We start from the raw sequence: 20718 nt of genomic DNA on the forward strand, positions 1-20718 counted from the left end.
CTCTCAAGACGCGCTGAAAGAGCACTCTGCGCGACTAAGGCGGGCGCCGGGCGCGCAGCGGGCGCTGCGCGGCGGGTGGGCGCGCAGCGGGCGGGCGGCGCCCGCGCTACGCGGCGGGGGTGTCGGGGGACGCGTCGGCGGCGATGCGTTCGTGGTGGTGGATGACTTCGGCGACGATGAAGCCGAGGAACTTCTCGGCGAAGGCCGGGTCGAGGTGCGACTCCTCGGCGAGGCCGCGGAGGCGCTTGATCTGGCGCGCCTCACGGTCGAGGTCGGCGGGGGGCAGGCCGTACTCGGCCTTCAGGCGGCCGACGGTCTGGGTGAACTTGAAGCGCTCGGCGAGCATGTGGATGAGGGCCGCGTCGATGTTGTCGATCGACTGACGGATGCTCTCCAGCCGCTCGTAGACATCCGCACTGGTGTCGAAGCCCCCCGCGGGCGCCTTACGCTCGTCGTTCATAGGTAGAACTCTAGCCAGCTTCGCGCGGCGGCTCCTGCGTGCCCGCCGCACGTGCGGAGCGACGCGCCGGAAGCCGCAACCTGCCCTGCGCGAGCAGGATGCCGAGGAACACCAGCAACGCCCCGAGCGGCGCGTTCCAGCTGAGGGCCTCGCCGAGCAGCACGATGCCGAGGAACACCCCGACCACCGGCGTGAGGTAGGTGACCGTCGAGGTCGCAGTCGGCCCCCACGCCCCGAGCACGTTCATGTACCAGTAGTAGGCGACGCCAGTGCCCAGCACGCCGAGCAGCACGAGACTCACCACGACGGGCAGGTCGAGCGAGATCGGCCCGAGCGCCACGACCGGCGTGAGCACGAGCAGGAGGACCGCACCCATGCCCACCTGGAGGAAGGCAGCGGTGAGACCCGAGACCGGATGCCGCGCCGTGATGAAACGCCGGATGTAGCCGAAGGTGAACCCGTAGCAGACCGCCGAGCCGAGGCACGCCAGCTGACCGACGAGCTCGAGTGCGAGATCGCCGTGAGCCGCCTGGTTCACCGCGAACGACCACGGGCCGATGATGACGACGACCCCGAGGATGCCCGCGATCACCCCGAGAACCCGGGACCGTCCGAGCTTCTCGACCCGGAACACCGCCGTGACCATGAGCGCCGTGGCGATCGGTGTGACGGCGTTGTAGATGCTCGCGAGACCAGAGGTGACGTACTGCTCGGCCCAGGCGAACAGGAGGAAGGGCACCGCGCATCCGAATGCCCCGATGACCATGAAGTGCAGGTAGACCGCGGGGGCTCGCGGGAGCCGGGTGCGCGTGACCAGCAGCAGCACGGCGAGGGTGAGGGTGCCGAGGACGAGTCTCGTCCACGCCACCTGGCCGAAGGAAAGGCCCTCGAGGGCGACCTTCATGAACAGGAAGCTCGCACCCCAGATGAGACCGAGCGCCGAGAATTGGAGAGCTACGGCGAGGCGGTTCTTGGGCACTCTGCGAGGCTATCGCGAGCATCCGACACCGACGTGCCGGAAACGGGCGAGCGCCCCGGAGTGGCACTCCGGGGCGCTCGCGTGTCCGTTTCTCGACGGCGCCGAGCAGCGACGGTGCCGAGCAGCGACGGCGCCGAACTACTCGACGACCGAGAGCGTGACGTCGATGTTGCCGCGCGTGGCGTTGGAGTAGGGGCAGATGGTGTGCGCCTTCTCGGCGAGCTGCTGCGCCTCCTCGGGGCTCACGTTCGGCACGTAGACGTCGAGCTCGACGGCGAGACCGAAGCCGCCCTCGCCGTTGCTGCCGATGGAGACGCTCGCCGAGACGCCGGCGTCGGTGGTGTCGAGCTTCAGCTCGCGACCCGCTGCATGCAGGGCGCCGAGGAAGCAGGCGGAGTAGCCTGCCGCGAACAGCTGCTCGGGGTTCGTGCCCTCGCCGGACCCGCCCATCTCTTTCGGGGGGCGGGTGTCGAAGTCGAGGCGGTCGTCTTCGCTGCGGACGTGCCCGTCGCGGCCTCCACCGGAGGCGTGGGCGATAGCGGTGTAGATGGCTTCCATGGTTCTAGTTGATCACTTTCGGCCGCCGTCGGCCAAGCTCACAGGCACTCCCCCGCCTTGGTTCGCCACACGTTCAGCAAGCGACTCGCGGATGGCGGGCCACTCGTCGACGATGATCGAGAACACGGCCGAGTCGCGCCAGCTGCCGTCGGCCCGCGGAACGTCGCGGCGGCTGATGCCCTCGAAGGTGGCGCCGAGGCGCGCGATGGCCGCGCGCGAGCGGGAGTTGAGCACGTCGGCCTGGATCTTGACGCGCCCGAATCCGTGATCGAACGCGAGGCCGAGCAGCAGCAGCTTGGCCTCGGGGTTCACGACGGTGCCCCAGACGCGGGGGTCGTAGGCGGTCCAGCCGAGGTGGGCGTACTCGAGCCGTTCGTTCAGGTCGCCGAGGGTCGAGGTGCCGACGAGCACGCCGTCGTCGGGGCCGCCGAGGAGGCGGATGGCGTAGGCGTTGCCGCCCGACCACTGGTAGTAGCCCTCGGCCCAGGCGACGAAGTCGTCGACGTCGGCGCGGTAGCCGGCGGGGCCGCCGCCGTAGCCGCCCGCGAACACCTCGGGGTGGCCGATCGCGGCGTGCAACTCGGGGAGCAGCGCGCGGGTGAGGGGTTCGAGGCGGATGTAGCTGCCGGTGAGGATGCTCGGTGCGGGTGAGAGGGCGACCATGCGGGAAAGTCTTGCACCTGTGGGGCAGCGGGTGGTGCGGGTCGCGGCTGCGCCGCGCGGCTGGCACCCCGCGGCTCCCGCCCCGCGGCTGGCGCCTTCGCCCAGCTGTGCCACGATGGTGCCATGGGCAGCGCAGCCATGTTCTTCCACTCCGCCTCAGCGTTCCACGAGCTGGTGGCGGCCATCGGCGACGAACAATGGGAGCAGCCGGCCCTCGGAGAGTGGTCGCTGCGCTCCCTCGTGGGCCACACCACCCGCGCCATCCTCACCGTCGAGAGCTACCTCCAGCTCGACGACCCCGGCTTCCCCACCGTGCCGAGCGCCGAGGGATACTACGCCCGCGTCTACCGCGACCTCACCGACCCCGCAGCGGTCGCCGCCCGCGGCGTCGAGGCGGGCGTCTGGTTGGGCGACGACCCCGCCCAGGCTGTCGCCGACGCCCTCACGCGCACGATGGCGCTGGTCGACGCGGCGCCGCCCGAGCGCATCGTGTCGATCGGCGGCCTCGGCATCGAGCTCGGCGAGTACCTGCGCACGCGCGTGTTCGAGCTCGTGGTGCACTCGATCGACATCTCCCGCGCCACCGGGCTCCCCCACGGTCAGCCCCCCGAGAGCATCCGCGCGACGCTCGAGCTCGCCGCGGGCGTCGCGGCGGCGAAGGGCGACGCCGAGACCCTGCTGCTCGCCCTCACCGGCCGGGGCGAGCTGCCCGCGGGCTACTCGGTGGTCTGACCCAGCGCGAGCACGAGGGCGCGCAGGGCGTCGACCGCAGCCGGGCGTTCGGCTTCGGGCAGCGCTCGGAAGAGTTCGCGCTCCCGGGCCAGCAGCTCGGGGAACACGCGGTCGATGAGGTCGCGCCCGTCGGCGGTGAGCTGGATGAACGCCCCACGCCCGTCGACCGGGTTCGGCGATCGTCGCACCAGTCGTCGCTGCTCGAGCGCCTTCAGCCGCTTCGTCGTCGCCGACCCGCTGGCCAGCGAGATGGTGCGCAGCTCGCCCGGCGACCGCGGACCGTCGGCGCGCCGCAGCGCCGAGAGCAGGTCGAACTCGCCGCGGGTGAGCTCGTAGCGGGCGAGGAAGTCGTCGCCGGCCCGCGTGATGACAGCCGCACTGCGCAGGATGCGCCCCGTGAGCTCGATCACCTCGGTCTCGAACTCCGGATGCAGCGACCCCCACTCCTCGCGGATGCGATCGACGTCGTCGGGCTGACGGAGGCTGCCGTGACTCATGCGGCAACCGTACACTAGTTCACGAGTAAACTATCTTCGGTGACCACCTCGTTGAACCTCCCTGCTCTGCGTGCCGCACTGCCGCATCCGCGCCGCCTGTTCGAGCTCGGACCGCACGCGGGCGCCCACCGTGTCGCGGTGCGAGCCGGGATCGCGATGGCCGTGCCGCTCGTCGCGCTGCAGCTCACGGGGCACATCGACCTCGCGCTCTACGCGGTGTTCGGCGCGTTCACCGCGCTGTACGGGCGCACGCACACGCATCTGGCGCGACTCCGGATGCAGGCCACGGCCGGGGCGGCGCTCGTCGCCTGTGTGGTGATCGGCACGGCGATCGGTGCCTCCGTCGCGCGGGAGTGGATCGTGGTGCCCGTCGCGGCGGTCGTGGCGGGGGTGGCGACGGTGGTCTCGGCTGCGCTCGATTGGCATCCGCCCGGGGCGCTGTTCTTCGTGTTCGCGCTCGCGGCGTGCGCGTCGGTGCCGGCGGAGGTGTCGCGCATCCCGGTGGCGTTGGCGCTGGCGGCGGCGAGCGCGCTCGTGGCGATGCTCGTGTCGACCGCGGGTCTCGTGCACCCGGCGGCGCGCTCGCGGGCGGCGACCAGCCTGGACGGGTCGTTCGCCGCGGCGCTCGCCCGGCCGCACGCGCTCGGCAAGGCGACGGCGATCGCGGCTGCGGTGCTCGTGGCGGGTGGGATCCCGACGGCGACGGGGCTCGGGCATCCGTACTGGGCGATGGTCTCGGCGGTCGCGGCGCTCGGGGCTGCGGATGTGGCGGGTCACCTCGTGCGCGCCGGGCATCGCGTGGGCGGCACGCTGCTCGGGGTCGGTCTCGCGGCGGCGCTGCTCGCCGTGAGTTCGTCGCCGGTGGTGCTCATCGTGTTCGTGGTGCTGCTGCAGATGGCGGCCGAGCTGTTCGTGATGCGCAACTACGGGCTCACGATGGTGTTCGTGACGCCGCTCGCGCTCATCATGGCGCAGCTCGCGCATCCGGGCGACGAGTGGGCGCTGCTGCGCGACCGCACCCTCGAGACGCTCCTCGGCGCGGCCGTGGGGGTAGCGGTGAGCGTTGCGGTGGCGGCGCTGCGCGCGGGTCGTGCGGCGCGCGCGGGCGGAGCGCCAGCGGCGTGACTCCGCTTTTGTGCGGACAAAGTCCGTCCGAACGCACGTTTCGACGGACTTTGTCCGTCAGAAACTGACCCGGCCGACGCCGGCACCGTTCTCACGGAAAAAGTCCGTGAAGAACGAGGTCTTCACGGACTTTTTGCGGGATAACCGCCGCGCGCGGGCGCGCCGGGCGGCGCGCGACGCGCGACCTACCCGAGCAGGTCGTGGCGGGTGACGATGGCGTCGCGGTCGGGGCCGACGCCGATGGCGGAGATGCGCGATCCGCTCATCTCCTCGATCGCCAGCACGTAGCGCTGGGCCGCGGCGGGGAGGTCTTCGAAACGGCGCACGCCGGTGATGTCTTCTGACCAGCCCTCGAACTCCTCGTAGATCGGCTTGGCGTGGTGGAAGTCGCTCTGCGACACCGGCACCTCGTCGACCCGCACCCCATCGACCTCGTAAGCGACGCACACCGGGATGCGCTCGAGACCCGTGAGCACGTCGAGCTTCGTGAGCACGAAGTCGGTGACCCCGTTGATGCGCGCGGTGTAGCGGGCGATCGGCGCGTCGTACCAACCGGTGCGGCGCGGGCGACCCGTGGTCGTGCCGAACTCGAACCCCTTCGAGCGCAGGAACTCGCCCGACTCGTCGAAGAGCTCCGTGGGGAAGGGGCCTGCGCCGACCCGCGTGGTGTACGCCTTCACGACGGCGATGACGCGGTCGATGCGGTTCGGAGCCACGCCCGAACCGGTGGCCGCACCACCCGAGGTGGCGTTCGACGAGGTGACGAACGGATAGGTGCCGTGGTCGACGTCGAGCATCGTCGCCTGACCGCCTTCGAACAGCACGGTCTTGCCGTCGCGGAGGGCGCGGTCGAGCACGAGCGAGGTGTCGGCCACCATCGGACGCAAGCGCTCGGTATACGACAGCAGGTCGTCGATGACCTGGTCGGCGAGCACGGCCCGCCGGTTGTACACCTTCACCAGAACGTGGTTCTTGAGGTCAAGTGCCGCCTCGACCTTCTGCCGCAGGATGCCCTCGTCGAACAGGTCTTGAACCCGGATGCCCACCCGGTTGATCTTGTCGGCGTACGCCGGCCCGATTCCCCGGCCGGTGGTGCCGATCTGACGCTTGCCCAGGAAGCGCTCGGTGACCTTATCGAGCGTGCGGTGGTAGGCCGTGATGACGTGCGCGTTCGCCGAGACGAGCAGGCGCGACACGTCGACCCCGCGCGAACCGAGCGCCTCCAGCTCGTGGAAGAGCACCTCGACGTCGACGACGACGCCGTTAGCGATGACGGGCGTGACGCCCGGGGTGAGGATGCCCGAAGGCAGCAGGTGCAGCGCGTACTTCTTGTCGCCCACCACCACCGTGTGGCCGGCGTTGTTGCCGCCGTTGAACTTGACGACGTAGTCGACGCGGCTGCCGAGCAGGTCGGTGGCCTTACCCTTGCCCTCGTCGCCCCACTGGGCGCCGATCAGGACGATCGCTGGCATGTGGATTCCCTCCGGATGCGGATGCAGGTTCCGATGTCAGTGCCCGGCGAGGGTGCCGGTTGACAGTCGATTCTATCGTGCGGTGGTCTTGGCGACCCTGATGCGGGTCGTGCCTGGGGAATCAGGATGCGCATCCGCTGGTTGTGGAGAACATGCCCGAGCTCCATCTCACGCTCTACTCGTCGAGCTTCTGCGGCGCCTGCAACAGCACGCGCGCCACGGTCGAGCGCGTGGCCGAGCTCGTCGGCGAGCGCCTCGACTGGCGTGAGGTGAACGTCGCCGACGCTCCCGATGAGAGTGAGGCGAGCGGCATCGTCACCACGCCGACCGTCGTCATCACAGGCGCCGACGGCTCCGAACGGATGCGCGCCTCCGGCGTTCCGACGACACCCCAGCTGCTGGCGGCGATCGCCGCCGCCCTCCCCTGACCCGCCCCGCGCCCTGCCTGCCACTTCTTACGGACAAAGTCCGTGATAACCGAGTTCTTCACGGACTTTGTCCGTAAGAACGTGGACGGAGGGGGCATGTGGCCCGAAGTACGGCGGTGGACGGCGCGGCCCACCGTCAGGTGAGATGAGCGCCGTCAGGTGGTGGGGAGGAGCATCGAGGGGGTGCCGAGAGGGAGGCGCTGGGTGACTCCCGCGGAGAGGCCGGTGGCGGGGTCGAGGGCGTGGGTGGTGATCTCGTCGGAGCCCTGGTGGGCGATATGGAGGAGGGATCCGTCGACGGCGTGGTGGCGCGGGATCGAACCTCCGCTCGCGAACTCGCCCACCCGCACCAGCTCGCCGCCCGGCGAAACCTCACCGCCAGGCCGAACCTCACCATCAGGTGAAACCTCGCCCAGGGGCGCGGAGCGGCGGAGCACCGCGATGACGTCGCTGCCCCGCACGCCGGCGTAGAGCAGGCTGCCGTCGGCGGAGGTGCAGAGGTGGGCGGCGGTGTCGCCTGGGCGCGGCCCGCCCTCCCGGAGCGCGAGGCGCTGCACGACGCGATACCCGCCGTCGGCCGGCTCGAGCACGACGGCCTCGCACGAGTACTCCATCACCACGACCAGCGCGCCACCGTCCAGCGCGACGAGGTGGCGGGGGCCGCTGCCGAAGGGCAGCGGGGTGGAGCTGCGCACCACGGGGGCGCCGTCGAGGAGGTCGATCTCGCGGAGGAGGTCGAAGCCGAGGTCGGTCACGACGAAGCGGGAGGGCGAGAGCCAGTGCACGAAGTGCGCGCGGCTGCCCGGCTCGAGGCCGAACGGCGGGGGCGTCGCGCGTCGAGCCTCGGGGTGGGGGTCGACGGCCGGGGCGACCGAGAGCGGCGCCCCCGGCATCCCGTCGTCGCCGAGCGGGTAGACGAGCACCGCGCCGTCTCCCCAGCACGCCGCGGCGAGGTGCCCGGCGCCGGGCGACACCGCCACGTGGCACACCAGCGGACCCGCCGGCTGCGACACGACCGCGGTGAGCGCCACGGGCGCGAGCGACTCCACGCGGTGCGCGGTCACCGTGCCGGCGACCTCGTCGGCGGAGTACACGATCGGCAGCCAGGGGTGCCACGCCAAGAAGCTCGGCGAGTTCCACGGATGCTCGGGCCCGGCCAGCCGAAGCCCCCCGGCCTCCGAAGGCACCAGACGGGCGATGCCTCGCGCATGCCCGTTCGCATCGCTCGTGTAACCACCCACCCAATAGCCCGCCTCGGTCGCGTCGTCATCGGTCATCGAGAGGCCGCCTCCAGTCGCAGCACGTAGAGCGCGTCGCCGAGGAATTCGGGCTGCTCCACCCGGAGGCCGGCGTCGACCGCGGTGGTGTGCACTGCATCCGTCTGTCTCCGTTCGAGATCGTAGACCGTGACCGACGCCACCGGGCGGTCGAGCCGGAGGGTGAGCGCGAAGGGTTCCGGCGCGTACACGACGACGACGTCGTCTGCGACACGGCCCGCGACGGCGCCCGAGGGCTCGGCGACGAGCAGCGACGGGTCTTCGACCAGGCCAAACAGGTTCTCGCCTTCGACGACCTGGCGCACGAAGGCGGCGTCGAGCGCGCCCTCGAAGCCCGCGGCCACCGAGAACGGGAAGGGGGTGCCGTGCACGGCCTCGGCGGTGAACGCCGCACCACGCCGGTGCCACGACCAGACCCCATGGGCGCCGTAGCCGAGGCCGGCGCTGGCGCCCGCGACGACGCCCGTCCAGCTGGCGCGGCGCACGTCGGAGCGGCGGTGGCGGGAGGCGCCGGCGAAGCGCCCGAGCCCCTCGTAGCAGGGCTCGAGGTTCACCACGGGTCGCTCCACGTCGAGGGCGCGGTAGTAGCGGGTGAGGTCGGCGGGCAGGGTGTCCCAGGCCTCGTTGTGGCCCGACTGCAGGCCGTGCAGGTCGATTAGCGGGCCGTCGGCGACCTCTTTCGGCATGCGGGCGGTGGGGGTGTCGTGCCAGGTGATGAGCGCATCCGGAGCCTCCTCGCGCACGATGCGCGCCGCCAGCGAGTAGCGCTCGATCGCCTCGGCGTCGTTCAGGTCGTCGTCGCCCGAGATGGCGAAGACGGGATCGAAGCGGCCGAAGGTGCGCACCGCGAGGCGCACGTAGTCGACGGTCTGCTGCTCGGTGAGCACGTGGTCGGGGGTGAGGCCGGCGCCCCAGGTGCCGGGCACGAAGTTGTTCCAGAGCAGCACCAGCACGGGCGTGAACCCGCGCTCGCGGGCCTCGTCGAGCACCCACTCGGCGTGGCTCCAGAAGTCGGCGTCTCCTCCGTCGAAGTCGACGGCGCCGTCGGTGATGGAGAAGGGGGTTCGGGATGCCTCGGAACGGTCGTGCGCGATGGGCAGCACGCTGATGAGGAGGGCGTTGAAGCCCTGGCGGCGACGGAGCTCGAGGTGGTCGAGCCACTCGGCGTCAGTGGGCGAGGTGAAGGCCGCCCAGGTGGTGTCGGCGAGGAGGAAGCGGTGCTCGCCGTCGGCGAGGAGGCTCCGGTGGTCGGGGGCGATGGTCCAGAGGGTCATGCGGGGTCCTTTCGGGGGTTCGTCGGGGTTCGTCGGGGATCGTCGGGGATCGTCGAGGTGCGTCGGGGTTCGTCGGGGTTCGTCGGGGTTCGTCGTTCAGGGGGTCGGGCGGGGGCGTTCGGGCGGGTTCAGGCGTTTCGGGGCGCGTTAGGGTGGTCTCGTCTGCGCGTCCGGCGAGCGAGGGAGGGGAGCCGAGAGTGGTCGACGAGAGCACCGGAACCCCCGAGCGGTCGGGGGTGAAGTCGTCGTTGCGCACGCTCGAGATCCTCGAGCTGCTGGCCTCCGACGACCAGCGCCGCACCATCACCGCGATCGCCCGCGAGCTCGGCAGCCCCAAGTCGAGCGTGCACAGCATCGTGCACACGATGGCCGACCGCGGCTGGCTGCAGGTGAGCGCCGACGGCACCCGGTACGGGCTCGGCATCCGATCGCTGCTCGCCGGCACTTCGTACATCGAGACCGACGACGTGGTCACCCTCACCCGCGGCACCCTCGACACCGTCGCCGAGCGCACCGGCGAGACCGTGCATCTCGGGCGTCTCGACGGGGCCGACGTGGTGTATCTCGCCAAGCGTGAGTCGGTGCATCCGCTGCGGTTGTACTCGGCGGTCGGGCGCCGGCTGCCCGCTCACGCCACGGCGCTCGGCAAGGCGCTGCTGGCGCAGCTCGAGCCCTCGGCCGTCGACGCGCTGCTCGGGCCCGGGCCGCTGCGCGCACTCACGCCCGCCACCATCACCGATCGCGCGCAGCTCGACGACGAGCTCGCCTCGGTGCGCGCGACGGGCCTCGCCCATGACCGCGGCGAGAACAGCGCGGGCATCTCGTGCTTCGCCGTGCCGATCGGACGCGCCGGGTCGCTGAACGCGATCAGCTGCTCGCTTCCGGATGCGCGGCTCACCGACTCGCACCGTGACGAGATCGTGGCGGCGCTCGTCGACGGGGCGCGCGAGGCGGGCTCGCTGCTCGGCCGCTTCGGGGCGTGATGCGGCGGGCGGACGCTCGGCGCTGAGGGCGCGGGCGCGGGCGCGGGCTGCCGACGATCGCGCTCCCGTGGGCATGCCGGTGCGCTCGTGCGCCCATCGCTCCCTTGACACTCTCCTGCGCCTTTCGTATCGTCCCTGTATATGAACGCTATCCTCATATCTGTACGGGCGTCCACCTCGTGAGGCGAGTCGCGACGATCGGAGAGGCGCTCGCCACGCTCGACGTGGGCCGGCTCGACCGACCCGTCGAAATGGGGCTGGCGGGCGCCGAGCTCAACACGGCCGTCGGCCTGGCGCGCCTCGGCGTGCCGGTCTCGTGGGTCTCGAGGGTCGCCGACGACGCGTTCGGGGTGCGGGTCGTCGAAGCACTCGACCGCGAGGGCATCGACGCCCAGCACGTGCTGAGGGCCGCCGGCGAGAAGACGGGTCTCATCGTCACCAGCCGCCTCGACGAGCACACGGTGCGCAGCGAGCACTACCGCGTGGGGTCGGCAGCTTCCCGCATGTCACCCGCCACGGTCGACTCCAGCCAGCGTTCCCGGATGCTCGCCGACGCGTCACTCCTCCATCTCACCGGCATCACCCCCGCCCTCGGCGACGGCCCCCGCGCGCTCGTCGTCGAGCTCGTCGCGCTCGCCCGCACCCAGGGCATCGCCGTGTCGTTCGACGTGAACCACCGCCCGCAGCTCGTCGACGCCGACGGGATGCGCGCCATCGTCGACGAGGTCATCGACGCGGTCGACACCCTGTTCTGCAACGAGGTCGAGGCCGAGCTGCTCACCGGCGAGAGCGACCCCGAGCTCGCCCTGCGGGCGCTCGCCGCTCGCGGGCCGCGCGTCGTCGTGGTGAAGCTCGGGCGACGGGGTGCGATCGCTCTCGTCGAAGGACGGATGCTCACCACCGGCGTCTGGCCCGTCGCCCTCCCCACCTTCCCGGTGGGGGCAGGCGACTCGTTCAACGCCGCCTGGATCGCCCTGCACCTCGAAGGCGTCGACCCCGCCATCGCCCTGCCGCTGTCGGCGTGGGTGGCGGCGCAGGTGGTCGCGCATCCGGGAGACCACGAGGGGTTCCCCGCCCGCACTGCCTTCGACGCGGTGCGCCGCGACCTCGAGAGCGGCGCGACTCCCGCGCCCGCGCTCGGCGGCCCGGCCGACGCCGGCGAGACCGCCGCATCCATCACCGAGACAGAGGAGGTCGCGCGATGAGCGCATTCATCGAGGCGCTGCGGGCAGCGCGAGTGGTCGCCGTGCTGCGGGCCGCCGACGAGGCGGCACTCGCCGCCCAGCTCGACCACGCGGTGGCGGGCGGGGTGCGGGCGCTCGAGATCACCACAACCGGCGCGGGGTGGGAGAAGGTGCTCGCAGCCGCAGCATCCTCAGCCCCTGAGGGCACGCTCGTGGGCGCGGGTACCGTGACGACGACGGCGCAGGTGGAGCAGGCGCTCGAGGCCGGGGCCACGTTCCTGGTCTCGCCCTATCGGGTCGCCCCTGCGGTGCTCGGAGCCGCCGGTGGCGTCCCCTTCGTACAGGGGGGCTTCACCCCCGCCGAGATCGCGGGCGTCGCGGCCCTGCCCGGCGCCGGGACGGGCGTGGCGAAGCTCTTCCCCGCGACGACCGGCGGCATCGCGCACCTGCGCGCGGTGAAAGACGTGCTTCCCGAGGTCGCGATCATGCCCACGGGCGGCATCTCGCCGGCGACGGCCGCCGACTGGCTCGACGCCGGTGCGCTGGCCGTGGGAATCGGGGGCGCACTGTTCAGGGAGCCGGTCGAGAGCATCCGTGAACTGCTCCGCTCCCTGTCGGGTGAGCAGCCGAGCGGCGTCGCCGGTGACTGAGCCCGCTTCGGCGACGCACCCGACCCGCGTCGAGTTCTCCTCGCACGAGCTCACGGCCGTGGTCGAGGCGGAGGGCGCGCGCATCGCATCGCTGCGCCTTCGCGCCACCGATCCGGCAGCCTCCGCCGCCCCCGATCCCGGCGCGGGCCGCGAGCTCCTCCTCGTCACCCCCTGGTCGGGCACCACCGACGGCGCCTGGGCCATGCCCGTCAGCAGCCACGAGTGGCACCGCCGCTACCCCGGCGGCTGGCACGTGCTGCTCCCCCGCTCGGGCGATCCCGTCACGATCGACGGCGTGGAGCAGCCCTTCCACGGCGAGGCGGCCTGGCGGCACTGGCGACTCGAAGCGGTGGAGAACGGATGCGACGCCACCGTCGACCTGCGCACCGTGCCCCTGCGGCTCACCCGCCGCATCCGCCTCGACGGCGACACGCTGAGCGTCACGCAGGAGGTGACCTCGTTCGGGGCGGCGGCTGTGGATTTCGGGTGGGTGGAGCATCCGGCGTTCGACGGCGCGCTCTTCGACGGCGCGACGCTCGCCCTCGGGGAGGAGGCCCCGCGCGCCTTCGTGGAGCCTCACGCCACGGCCTTCGCCGACCTCGACGCCCCCGTCGGGGCCTGCACCGTGGAGGCGCCCGCCATCGCGCGGCGGCTCACCCTCGCCTGGGACGCCGCCGTCTTCCCCCGCCTGCAGCTGTGGCAGGAGCGGCGCGGGTCGACCGGATTCCCGTGGTGGGGGTCGGTCGACGCCATCGGCATCGAGCCGGCGTCGCAGCCCTTCGACTTCGGCGGCGATCGGCTCGGGGCGCTCACCGTCGCTCCCGGCGAGACGCTGTCGTCGACGCTGAGCCTCACCGTTCGGCGGATGCCCGCCGCCTGACGCGACCCCGCGACACACGTAGAGCGAGGGCCGCCGATGGGCTTAGAATCGGTCAACGATGGAGAGAAAAGCGGTTTCCCTGCGCGACGTCGCAGCGGTGGCGGGCGTGTCGGTGTCGACAGCCTCGAAAGTGCTGCGCGGCCAGGGCAAGGCGTCTGAGGCGACGCGCAAGCGCATCCTGGAGGCGGCGGAGCGGCTCGACTTCCAGCCGAACGCGCTCGGGCAGTTCCTCGCGCAGGGGCGGAGCGCCACCATCGGCATCCTCGCCGAGAACGCGCCCGGCGCCTTCACGATGCCCGTGCTGACGGGCGCCACCACCGCGTTCGGCGAGCGCGACCTGTCGGTGCTCGTCTACGACTCGCACCTCGACCGCACCCTGCTCTCCGCCACCGTGCGCAAGCTGAAGGCCCGCAAGGTCGACGGGCTGCTCATGATCGGCGACGGCACCGGCACCGACATGCACTCCGTGTCGGAGGGGTTCTCGGTACCCGTCGTCTACGCCTACGGCGTCTCCGACGACCCGCACGACGCGTCGTTCATGCACGACGGGTTCCTGGCGGGCAAGCTCGCCGCCGAGCACCTCATCGGTCTCGGACGCACCCGCCTCGCCCACATCACGGCGGCACCGAGCGACCTCTCGGCGCTCGCCCGCGCCGAGGGCCTCCGGGCAGGGCTCGCCGACGCGGGCCTGTCGCTCGTCTCGGGCCAGCCCATGCACGGCGACTGGAGCCGCTCGTGGGGCATCGAGGCGGCCCGCCGCCTGCTCGCGAGCGGCGAGCGATTCGACGCCGTGTTCTGCGGAAACGACACCATCGCCTCCGCCGTGCAGGAAGTGCTGCGGGATGCGGGAACCCGCGTGCCCGAAGACGTCGCCATCGTGGGCATGGACAACCTCAGCGGCCTCTCCGGCCAGCACGACGGCCTCCTCACCACCATCGACCCCCACCTCACCGAGCTCGGCGCCGTCGCCGCCCGCTACCTCGCCGACGCCATCGAGGGCGGGGAGTACGAGGGTGGGGTGCACACCATCCCGTGCACGCTCATCCCGGGCGAGTCGACGGGCGTGCGCCCCCGCTCGGCGGGTGCGCCTGCCGCGGCCTGAGCCCGTCCGACGACTCAGCTGCCCGAGGTCACCTGCGCCGGATGCGTGAGGTGCGAACCCGCCTCCTCCGGCCGCTCCATCACCGTGGCGAGCAACTCCGCCGCCGAGACCCCGAACCGCCGCGCGTCGAGATTGACCAGGACATCGTAGGGATAGTGCGTGTCCACTCGCGAGTCGATGAGGGTCGCCGTCGCCCAGGTGGGCACCTCGCCCTGTCGGTCGAGGAGGAGCGCGTGCGACCGATCGGCGATGTCCTGCCAGGAGAAGAACAGGCTGTCGAATGACCCATCGGCCTGAACGGTGTCGAGAGCCTCTCGGAGTCGTTCATTCGTCGCGTAGGAGGGGAGCCTGAGCACCAGGGGCCGCACACCGCGCTCGGAGCACACCGCGTGGTAGGTCGCGACGATCTGCTCGGACCAGGCCAGAGGGTCGCGGGGTTCGGGAGCCAGAAGCGCCGGGCGGTGTCCGCCCTTGGCGTCGAGCAGATCGAATGCCGCCTTGATGGTGGAGGGGTAGTCGATCGAGATCGACGAGATCGCTGGGCTGTCGGCACTCGCCAGGCGGCCGGCCGACACCAGCGGAACACCCGACCGCAGCAGGCTCTCGAGCACGGGGTCGTCGGGAAGGGCGTCGATGACGAGCAGCCCGCCCACCTGCACCGCCGTCGAATTCGCCGGAGCGTGGGAGATGAGGGTCGTGTCGAGACCGCGGTTGGCCAGCTCTTCCATGACACCGAAGGTGAAGGGCATGTAGAACGGCATGTTCCGCACGTCGGATCCGATGTAGAGGCCGACCGCCTCAGCCGAGCCCGTGCGCAGCTGCCGAGCCGACCGGTTGGCGCGATAGCCCGCCGACTCCGCGTAGCGCTTCACCCGCTCGCGGGTCGACGTTGCGACGCGCCCCGTGCCCCGCAAGGCATCGGCGACGGTGGTGTTGCTGAGACCGAGCTCCTTCGCTATCTCAGGGATGGTGGGCGCTGCCACGGCCTCCTCCAATCGCGCTCGTCGAAGCCTATTCGAGAACCAGCGCTTGACGCCATTGCAGCGGTGCCCGCATACTCTCATGCATGCCGCAACGTTACGGCACCCACGAAAGGCACGAACTCATGCGCGTCGCGCTCTTCCAAGCAACAAGTCGCCCCCGCAACGAGGTGAACGCCCACGCCCTCGGCCGCGCTGCGATGGAGGCGCGAGCCCTGGGCGCCTCTGTCCTCGTCACTCCCGAGCTCTTCCTGAGCTCCTACGCGCCGCGCGACGTGGCCGCGACCGACGGATGGGCCGATCGCGCCGAGCTTGCCGCAGCCGCGCGGCGCGAAGGGCTCTGGCTCGTGGGATCGACGGTCGAGCGCATCGACGACGTCGCCCACATCACTGCATCCCTGTTCGACCCGCACGGCCACGAGGTCACCCGCTACCGTAAGCGGAACCTTTTCGGCGCCGACGAGCGCGCGATGTTCCTCCCGGGCGACGAGCGACCGGAGATCGTCGAGATCGACGGCTGGGCGGTCGCCCTCGGTATCTGTTTCGACGTCGAGTTCCCGGAGTTCGTGCGCGACGTGGCGGTGCGAGGGGCCGAGCTCCTGCTGGTTCCCACCGCGGTCCCCTTGCGCGAGCCCACCCCCAGCGGGCCCAACCCGCTCGACACCCGTCAGGTCTCGCTCATGGTCGTTCCCACCCGGGCGTTCGAGAGCCAGCTCTTCATCGCCTACGCGAACCACGGCGAACCCGCGTTCTCGGGTTCGAGTGTGCTCGCCGACCCCTATGGGCGCAGGGTCGTCACCGCGGGACCGCACGAGCAGCTCGTCGTCGGCGACGTCACCCGAGAGGTGCTCGACGGGGCTCGTGCGGCGGTCGACTACCTCGCCATCATCGAGCGCGCCACCCTGCGCGACGCTTCCCGCTCCCCATCCGCCTGACCGGATGCCCGGCCGCCACCGCGTGCCCCCACCGCACCATCCCGACCCGACCCCGGTCTCACCCCACGCCTCAGAAGGGCGCCTGCACCGACGCACCACTCCCTTCCACCCACACAGATCGGAAAAGATCATGGATATGTTCATCGGATACGCGGGGATCGGCTTGTTCCTGGTCGCCGTGACGCTGGTCATGGAGTTGACCCGCAAGCGCGACGCCGACTTCAGCGAGTACGCCACGGCCGGACGGTCGTTCGGGCCGTTCTACGGAACCATGGCCTACCTCAACACGTTCCTCCCCGGCACCGTCTTCATCTCCTTCGCCGGGCTCGCCGCAGCATCCGGGCTCATCGGTTTCTACCTCGTGGCCTACGCGCTCCTCGGCATGTTTCTGATGCACGCCCTGGCTCGGCACGTGCACACCTGGGGTCGAAAGCACGATCTGCGCACCCAATCCGATCTGCTGGGCCTTCGCTACAGGTCGAAGCCCGTGCAAGCCGTCTCGGCCGTCATCGGCATCATCGCCACGATCCCCTGGATCATCCTCGGCATGCAGTCGCTCGCCCTCGTCTTCGACGTGCTCTCCTTCGGGGCGGTCGGGCCGCTTCTCGCCGTGATCATCAGCGTCGTCGTGATCGGCGTGCGCCAGATCTGGACGGTGCGGTTCGGCATGCGGGGCATCATCATCAGCGACATGGTGCAGGGTATCGTCGCCTACTTCGGCGGCACCCTCGTCGCCATCGGCCTCATCGTCTGGCTCCTCACCAACGGCCACGGCTTCGCCGACGTCCCCGCATCCTTCTTCACGCTGCCCGGCCCCGACAGCGAGCTCGGGCCGCTGTACGCGCTGTCGATCACGCTGACCGGCGCACTCGGCACCTGGTGCTGGCCCGACATCTTCATGCGCCTGTTCACCGCGAAGAGCGCACGCACCGTGCAGCGCACGGCCTGGCAGGCCGCTCCGATCCTGCTGGTCTTCGGCACGGCGGTGCTGCTCGTGGCCTTCCTCGCCGGCAGCATCCCGGAGGTCGCAGCGGCACCCGACCGGGTCTGGTTCACTGTCGCACAGGTGGGAGGGGTCGCCCTCCTCACCGTCGCCAGCATCTGCGTCGTCGCTGCGACGATGGGGAACGTGGGCGCGAACCTGCAGGCGGTCGGCACGCAGACCGCCAACGACATCGTGGGCCCGTTGACCAGAACGCGCATCCAGAGTGCACGCGCAGGCAGGATCGCCGTCGCGGCGGTCACCCTCGTGTCGGCGATCGGCGCGCTGTTCACCGTCAACGTCAGCGCAGGCCTCCTCTCGCTCGCCCTCATCTCGTACCAGGGCATCGTGCAGCTCGCTCCGACCCTGCTGCTCGGGGTCTTCTGGCGGCGGGGCACCGCAACCGGGGCCGTGCTCAGCATGATCACGGGATTCGTCACCGCTGCCGTACTCCAGTACTTCTACCCCGTCTCGATCCCGTGGCTCGGCGGCCTCACCTCGGGCGTCGCCGCGCTCGTGGTGAATACCGCCGTCTACGTGGTCTGCGCCTACGCCGCGAAGCCCGACGCGGACCGTGACGCCTGGACCGAGCGGCTCTGGCGCGAGAGCGCCGCCGCCCACGACGAGGACGAACTGGTCACGACAACCGCACGCTGACCATCGGATCGGCCGCTGCCTGGCGAGCCGCGGCCGATCCGGTGGCAGGGAGCAGGAGACACCATGAAGCTCGATCTCGTCGTGGAGAACGCGACGATCCACACCTTCGACGGCGACACACCTCGCGCGTCATCGATCGGCATCCTGAACGGTCGCATCGTCGGTCTCGACGACGACCTCCGAGGCGTCACGAGCCGCGAGGTCATCGATGCAGGGGGACGGGCCGTCTTCCCGGGCTTCATCGATGCGCACTGTCACACCAGCTGGTTCGGGCTGAGCATCCTGGAGCCCTCGGTCGACCGGTGCCGTAGCCTCGACGAGCTCTACGCCGCGCTCGGCGCGGCAATCGTCGAGCGTGGCGGGTCGGTAGACGATTGGCTCGTCGTCAACGGCTTCGATCACAACATCGTCGGAGGCTACCCCGAGCTGTCCGCGGTCGACCTCGCCACCGGCGAGACCCCCGTCTTCCTGCGACACAACTCGGGCCACCTCGCTTTCGTCAACAGCGCCGCCCTCCGAAGGGTGGGGGCTGTCGACCCTCGCCATCCGAACCCCGCCGGGGGCGAAATCAGCCGTGACGGGTACGGTGCGCCGACCGGGAGGGTCGAGGAGACGGCTCAGGAGATCTTCCAGGCGCATTTCCGTCCGAGGCCGCTCGAGCTGCTACAACGGGCAGTCGAGGTGGCGACCCGGAGGTACGCGGCGCAGGGCATCACCAGCTTCACCGACGCCGGCATCGGAGCGGGGTGGATCGGTCAGAGCCCGGTCGAGCTCGCCGCCTACCAGCGGGCTGTGGCAGCCGGATCACTCGCCGCTCGCGCCCAGGTCATGCCCGTGCTCGACGCGCTCCACGGCCTCGACGCCCACCCCGACGACGGCGACGGCCTCGGGCTCGATCTAGGTCTGCACAGCGGCTTCGGCTCCGACCTCCTGTCGCTCGGGCCCGCCAAGGTCTTCCTCGACGGCTCCCTGCTCGGGCAGACGGCCGCCATCAGCGAACCCTATTGTTCGCATCCGGGATCGGGATACTTCCAAGACGATCCGAAAGAGCTCCGGCACGCCATGGAGCGCGCCTACGCCGCGGGCTGGTCGCTCGCGGTGCACGCCATCGGCGACAGGGCGATCGACCTGGCCCTCGACTGCCTTGAAGACCTCCAGCAGCGCGGCCGGCCGCGAACGATGCCGAACCGGATCGAACACGCGTCGATCGTGCGCCCCGACCAGCTGTCGAGAATCGCACGCGCCGGCATCGCGGTCACACCCCAGGCGAGTTTCTTCGAGCACGGCGGCGACGCGATGACCCGCTCCCTCGGGCCGCGACGTGCGGGCTGGGCGTATCGCGTGAAGTCGTTCCTCGAACGGGGCGTCGTCGTCGGTGGCAGCTCAGATCGACCCGTCGCCGACGGGGATCCGCTGCGAGGGATGACCGCCTATATCGGGCGGCTCACCGCGAGCGGGCAGGTCTTCGGCGACCCGGCGGAGCGAGTCTCGCCGCGCGAAGCCCTCGCGCTCTACACGACCGGGAGCGCCGCGGCCTGCGGGATCAGTGCGTCCCGCGGCTCGCTGTCGCCGGGAAAGCTCGCCGACCTCGTGATCCTCGAGGAGGATCCCCTGACCACCGGGTCGTTCGACACCTCCGTCACGGCGACGATCACCGGAGGCGTGCTCACCCACCAAGCGTGAGCCCTTCCGTCCCGGGGTCGTCGGCGGGATCCTGCGGCTGCTCGTGAGTCGCCCGCGTCATTGACATGGCGGAGAAGACGATGCATGATTCATCTGCGGGAACGCTCCCGCAGCACCCGGAGATGGTCTGAAAGGCTCAATGATGCGCATTACCACCAAGCTGTCCGCTGTCACCGTCGGAGCATCCCTGATGCTCACGATGTCCGCATGCTCGCCGCCCGAGGGGCAGGGTGCGGCTACGACGGCACCCCAGGCCTCCGGGTCGCTCAACATCGCCTGCTCGCAGCAGGAGGACTTCTGCCAGGCGATCACCGCCGCGTTCTCGGCTGACACCGGCATCGACGCCACCTACGTGCGCCTCGGCTCCGGCGAGGTGCTCGCGCGCCTCGAGACGACCCCGGGCGAGTTCGACGTCTGGTCGGGCGGCCAGGCGGAGAACCACCTCATCGCCGACGACCGCGGCTTCATCGAGCCCTACGTCTCGCCGAACGCGTCGGCGCTCGCCGCCGAGTACAACGACGCCGACGGGGTGTGGTCGGGGTTCTACACCGACTCGGTCGGGTTCTGCTCGAACCAGGCCGAGCTCGACAAGCTCGGCATCGACGCGCCGACGTCGTGGGACGACCTCCTCGACCCCGCATTGAAGGGCACCGTCTCGATGCCCCACCCCGCGACTGCCGGAGTCGGGTACATGGCGATGTTCGCCGTCGACACACTGAACGGCGGGGCCGAAGACGAGACGATCGACTACTTCACGCAGCTCAACCAGAACGTGCTGCAGTACTCCAAGTCGGCGGCCAGCGGCACCGAGCTCGCCGGGCGAGGCGAGGTCGCCGTGGCCATCTCGCTCGATTCCGACTGCGTGAAGGCCAAGGAGGCGGGCTACTCCGACCTGGTCACGAGCTACCCCGAGGAGGGCACCGGCTACGAGGTCGGCGCCGTCTCCGTCCTCAAAGACGCCCGTAACGCCGAAGGCGCGAAGGCCTACATGGACTGGATCCTCTCGACCGACGCTCAGAACCTCTACGCCGACGTCCCCTCGTACGCGGCACCCACTCTCGCCGATGCGAAGCAGGGCTCGTCGGTGCCCGATCAGGATGCGGTGAACAAGGTCGAATGGAACCTCCAGAAGGCGGCCGACAGTCGCGAAGCGCTTCTGGCGCGCTTCGAGAGCGACGTGGCGTCGCAGTCCTCCGCCACCGAGTAACCGGTCACCC

At 70.9% G+C, this 20718-nt stretch carries 21 protein-coding genes; 12 read left to right on the forward strand and 9 right to left on the reverse strand.

Features of this window, described 5'->3' with window-relative positions:
* Window positions 1–106: 106 nt before the first annotated feature.
* The 4 genes from HL652_RS16210 to HL652_RS16225 form a co-directional block, all read right to left on the reverse strand.
* Window positions 107–460: a chorismate mutase gene (locus tag HL652_RS16210; protein ID WP_171706265.1), complete on the reverse strand. Its 354-nt coding sequence runs from the start codon at window positions 458–460 to the stop codon at window positions 107–109.
* 10 nt (window positions 461–470) lie between these two features.
* A complete protein-coding gene (locus HL652_RS16215) occupies window positions 471–1439 on the reverse strand; it encodes a DMT family transporter (protein ID WP_253743354.1) in 969 nt (322 codons plus the stop codon).
* 138 nt (window positions 1440–1577) lie between these two features.
* Window positions 1578–1997 carry an organic hydroperoxide resistance protein gene (locus HL652_RS16220; protein WP_171706266.1) on the reverse strand — a complete coding sequence of 140 codons (420 nt, stop codon included), beginning with the start codon at window positions 1995–1997 and terminating at the stop codon, window positions 1578–1580.
* Between the two features lie 12 nt (window positions 1998–2009).
* Window positions 2010–2660 (reverse strand): GNAT family N-acetyltransferase, encoded by a 651-nt coding sequence (locus HL652_RS16225; RefSeq protein ID WP_171706267.1) that lies wholly within the window; start codon window positions 2658–2660, stop codon window positions 2010–2012.
* A 123-nt stretch (window positions 2661–2783) separates the two neighbouring features.
* On the opposite strand from HL652_RS16225, the gene HL652_RS16230 reads away from it, so the two are divergent.
* Window positions 2784–3392, forward strand: coding sequence for a maleylpyruvate isomerase family mycothiol-dependent enzyme (locus HL652_RS16230; RefSeq protein WP_171706268.1), 609 nt, complete (start codon window positions 2784–2786; stop codon window positions 3390–3392).
* Here the strand turns inward: HL652_RS16230 and HL652_RS16235 are convergent.
* Window positions 3377–3889: a MarR family winged helix-turn-helix transcriptional regulator gene (locus HL652_RS16235; protein WP_171706269.1), complete on the reverse strand. Its 513-nt coding sequence runs from the start codon at window positions 3887–3889 to the stop codon at window positions 3377–3379. The genes HL652_RS16230 and HL652_RS16235 overlap by 16 nt on opposite strands.
* Window positions 3890–3928: 39 nt before the next feature.
* Between HL652_RS16235 and HL652_RS16240 the strand changes: the two genes are divergently transcribed.
* Window positions 3929–5014 carry an FUSC family protein gene (locus HL652_RS16240; RefSeq protein WP_171706270.1) on the forward strand — a complete coding sequence of 362 codons (1086 nt, stop codon included), beginning with the start codon at window positions 3929–3931 and terminating at the stop codon, window positions 5012–5014.
* Between the two features lie 185 nt (window positions 5015–5199).
* On the opposite strand, the gene HL652_RS16245 is transcribed toward HL652_RS16240, so the two are convergent.
* Window positions 5200–6486, reverse strand: a complete 1287-nt coding sequence (locus HL652_RS16245) for an adenylosuccinate synthase (protein WP_171706271.1) — start codon at window positions 6484–6486, stop codon at window positions 5200–5202.
* Between the two features lie 152 nt (window positions 6487–6638).
* Here HL652_RS16245 and HL652_RS16250 point away from each other — a divergent pair, with 152 nt between their 5' ends.
* Window positions 6639–6914: a thioredoxin domain-containing protein gene (locus HL652_RS16250; protein WP_171706272.1), complete on the forward strand. Its 276-nt coding sequence runs from the start codon at window positions 6639–6641 to the stop codon at window positions 6912–6914.
* Window positions 6915–7069: 155 nt separating this feature from the next.
* Here HL652_RS16250 and HL652_RS16255 read toward each other — a convergent pair whose 3' ends face one another.
* Entirely contained in the window at window positions 7070–8191 is a 1122-nt protein-coding gene (locus tag HL652_RS16255; protein WP_171706273.1) for a lactonase family protein, read from the reverse strand.
* The gene (locus HL652_RS16260) at window positions 8188–9465 is read right to left on the reverse strand and encodes an apiosidase-like domain-containing protein (RefSeq protein WP_171706274.1); all 1278 of its coding nucleotides are present in this window, start codon (window positions 9463–9465) and stop codon (window positions 8188–8190) included. Before HL652_RS16260 ends, HL652_RS16255 begins: the two co-directional genes overlap by 4 nt.
* A 197-nt stretch (window positions 9466–9662) precedes the next feature.
* Here HL652_RS16260 and HL652_RS16265 point away from each other — a divergent pair, with 197 nt between their 5' ends.
* The 5 genes from HL652_RS16265 to HL652_RS16285 all read left to right on the forward strand — a co-directional run bounded on the left by HL652_RS16265 (window position 9663) and on the right by HL652_RS16285 (window position 14264).
* Window positions 9663–10448 (forward strand): IclR family transcriptional regulator, encoded by a 786-nt coding sequence (locus tag HL652_RS16265; RefSeq protein ID WP_171706275.1) that lies wholly within the window; start codon window positions 9663–9665, stop codon window positions 10446–10448.
* Between the two features lie 179 nt (window positions 10449–10627).
* A complete protein-coding gene (locus HL652_RS16270) occupies window positions 10628–11653 on the forward strand; it encodes a sugar kinase (RefSeq protein ID WP_171706276.1) in 1026 nt (341 codons plus the stop codon).
* On the forward strand, window positions 11650–12282 hold the full coding sequence (locus HL652_RS16275) for a bifunctional 4-hydroxy-2-oxoglutarate aldolase/2-dehydro-3-deoxy-phosphogluconate aldolase (protein WP_171706277.1): 633 nt from the start codon (window positions 11650–11652) through the stop codon (window positions 12280–12282). The genes HL652_RS16270 and HL652_RS16275 overlap by 4 nt, the downstream gene beginning before the upstream one ends.
* Window positions 12275–13162 carry an aldose epimerase family protein gene (locus HL652_RS16280; protein ID WP_171706278.1) on the forward strand — a complete coding sequence of 296 codons (888 nt, stop codon included), beginning with the start codon at window positions 12275–12277 and terminating at the stop codon, window positions 13160–13162. Before HL652_RS16275 ends, HL652_RS16280 begins: the two co-directional genes overlap by 8 nt.
* A gap of 58 nt (window positions 13163–13220) precedes the next feature.
* Window positions 13221–14264, forward strand: coding sequence for a LacI family DNA-binding transcriptional regulator (locus HL652_RS16285; protein WP_171706279.1), 1044 nt, complete (start codon window positions 13221–13223; stop codon window positions 14262–14264).
* Between the two features lie 14 nt (window positions 14265–14278).
* Here HL652_RS16285 and HL652_RS16290 read toward each other — a convergent pair whose 3' ends face one another.
* Window positions 14279–15247, reverse strand: coding sequence for a LacI family DNA-binding transcriptional regulator (locus tag HL652_RS16290; RefSeq protein WP_171706280.1), 969 nt, complete (start codon window positions 15245–15247; stop codon window positions 14279–14281).
* A gap of 83 nt (window positions 15248–15330) precedes the next feature.
* Between HL652_RS16290 and HL652_RS16295 the strand changes: the two genes are divergently transcribed.
* From HL652_RS16295 to HL652_RS16310, 4 genes are all read left to right on the forward strand, one after another.
* Window positions 15331–16179 carry a nitrilase-related carbon-nitrogen hydrolase gene (locus HL652_RS16295; protein WP_253743356.1) on the forward strand — a complete coding sequence of 283 codons (849 nt, stop codon included), beginning with the start codon at window positions 15331–15333 and terminating at the stop codon, window positions 16177–16179.
* Between the two features lie 130 nt (window positions 16180–16309).
* The gene (locus tag HL652_RS16300) at window positions 16310–17818 is read left to right on the forward strand and encodes a sodium:solute symporter family protein (RefSeq protein ID WP_216603916.1); all 1509 of its coding nucleotides are present in this window, start codon (window positions 16310–16312) and stop codon (window positions 17816–17818) included.
* Window positions 17819–17881: 63 nt separating this feature from the next.
* Window positions 17882–19501: an amidohydrolase gene (locus tag HL652_RS16305; RefSeq protein WP_171706281.1), complete on the forward strand. Its 1620-nt coding sequence runs from the start codon at window positions 17882–17884 to the stop codon at window positions 19499–19501.
* A 190-nt stretch (window positions 19502–19691) separates the two neighbouring features.
* Window positions 19692–20708 (forward strand): ABC transporter substrate-binding protein, encoded by a 1017-nt coding sequence (locus HL652_RS16310; RefSeq protein ID WP_216603917.1) that lies wholly within the window; start codon window positions 19692–19694, stop codon window positions 20706–20708.
* Window positions 20709–20718 lie beyond the last annotated feature (10 nt).

This window comes from Herbiconiux sp. SALV-R1 (genome assembly GCF_013113715.1).
GTDB lineage: Bacteria > Actinomycetota > Actinomycetes > Actinomycetales > Microbacteriaceae > Herbiconiux.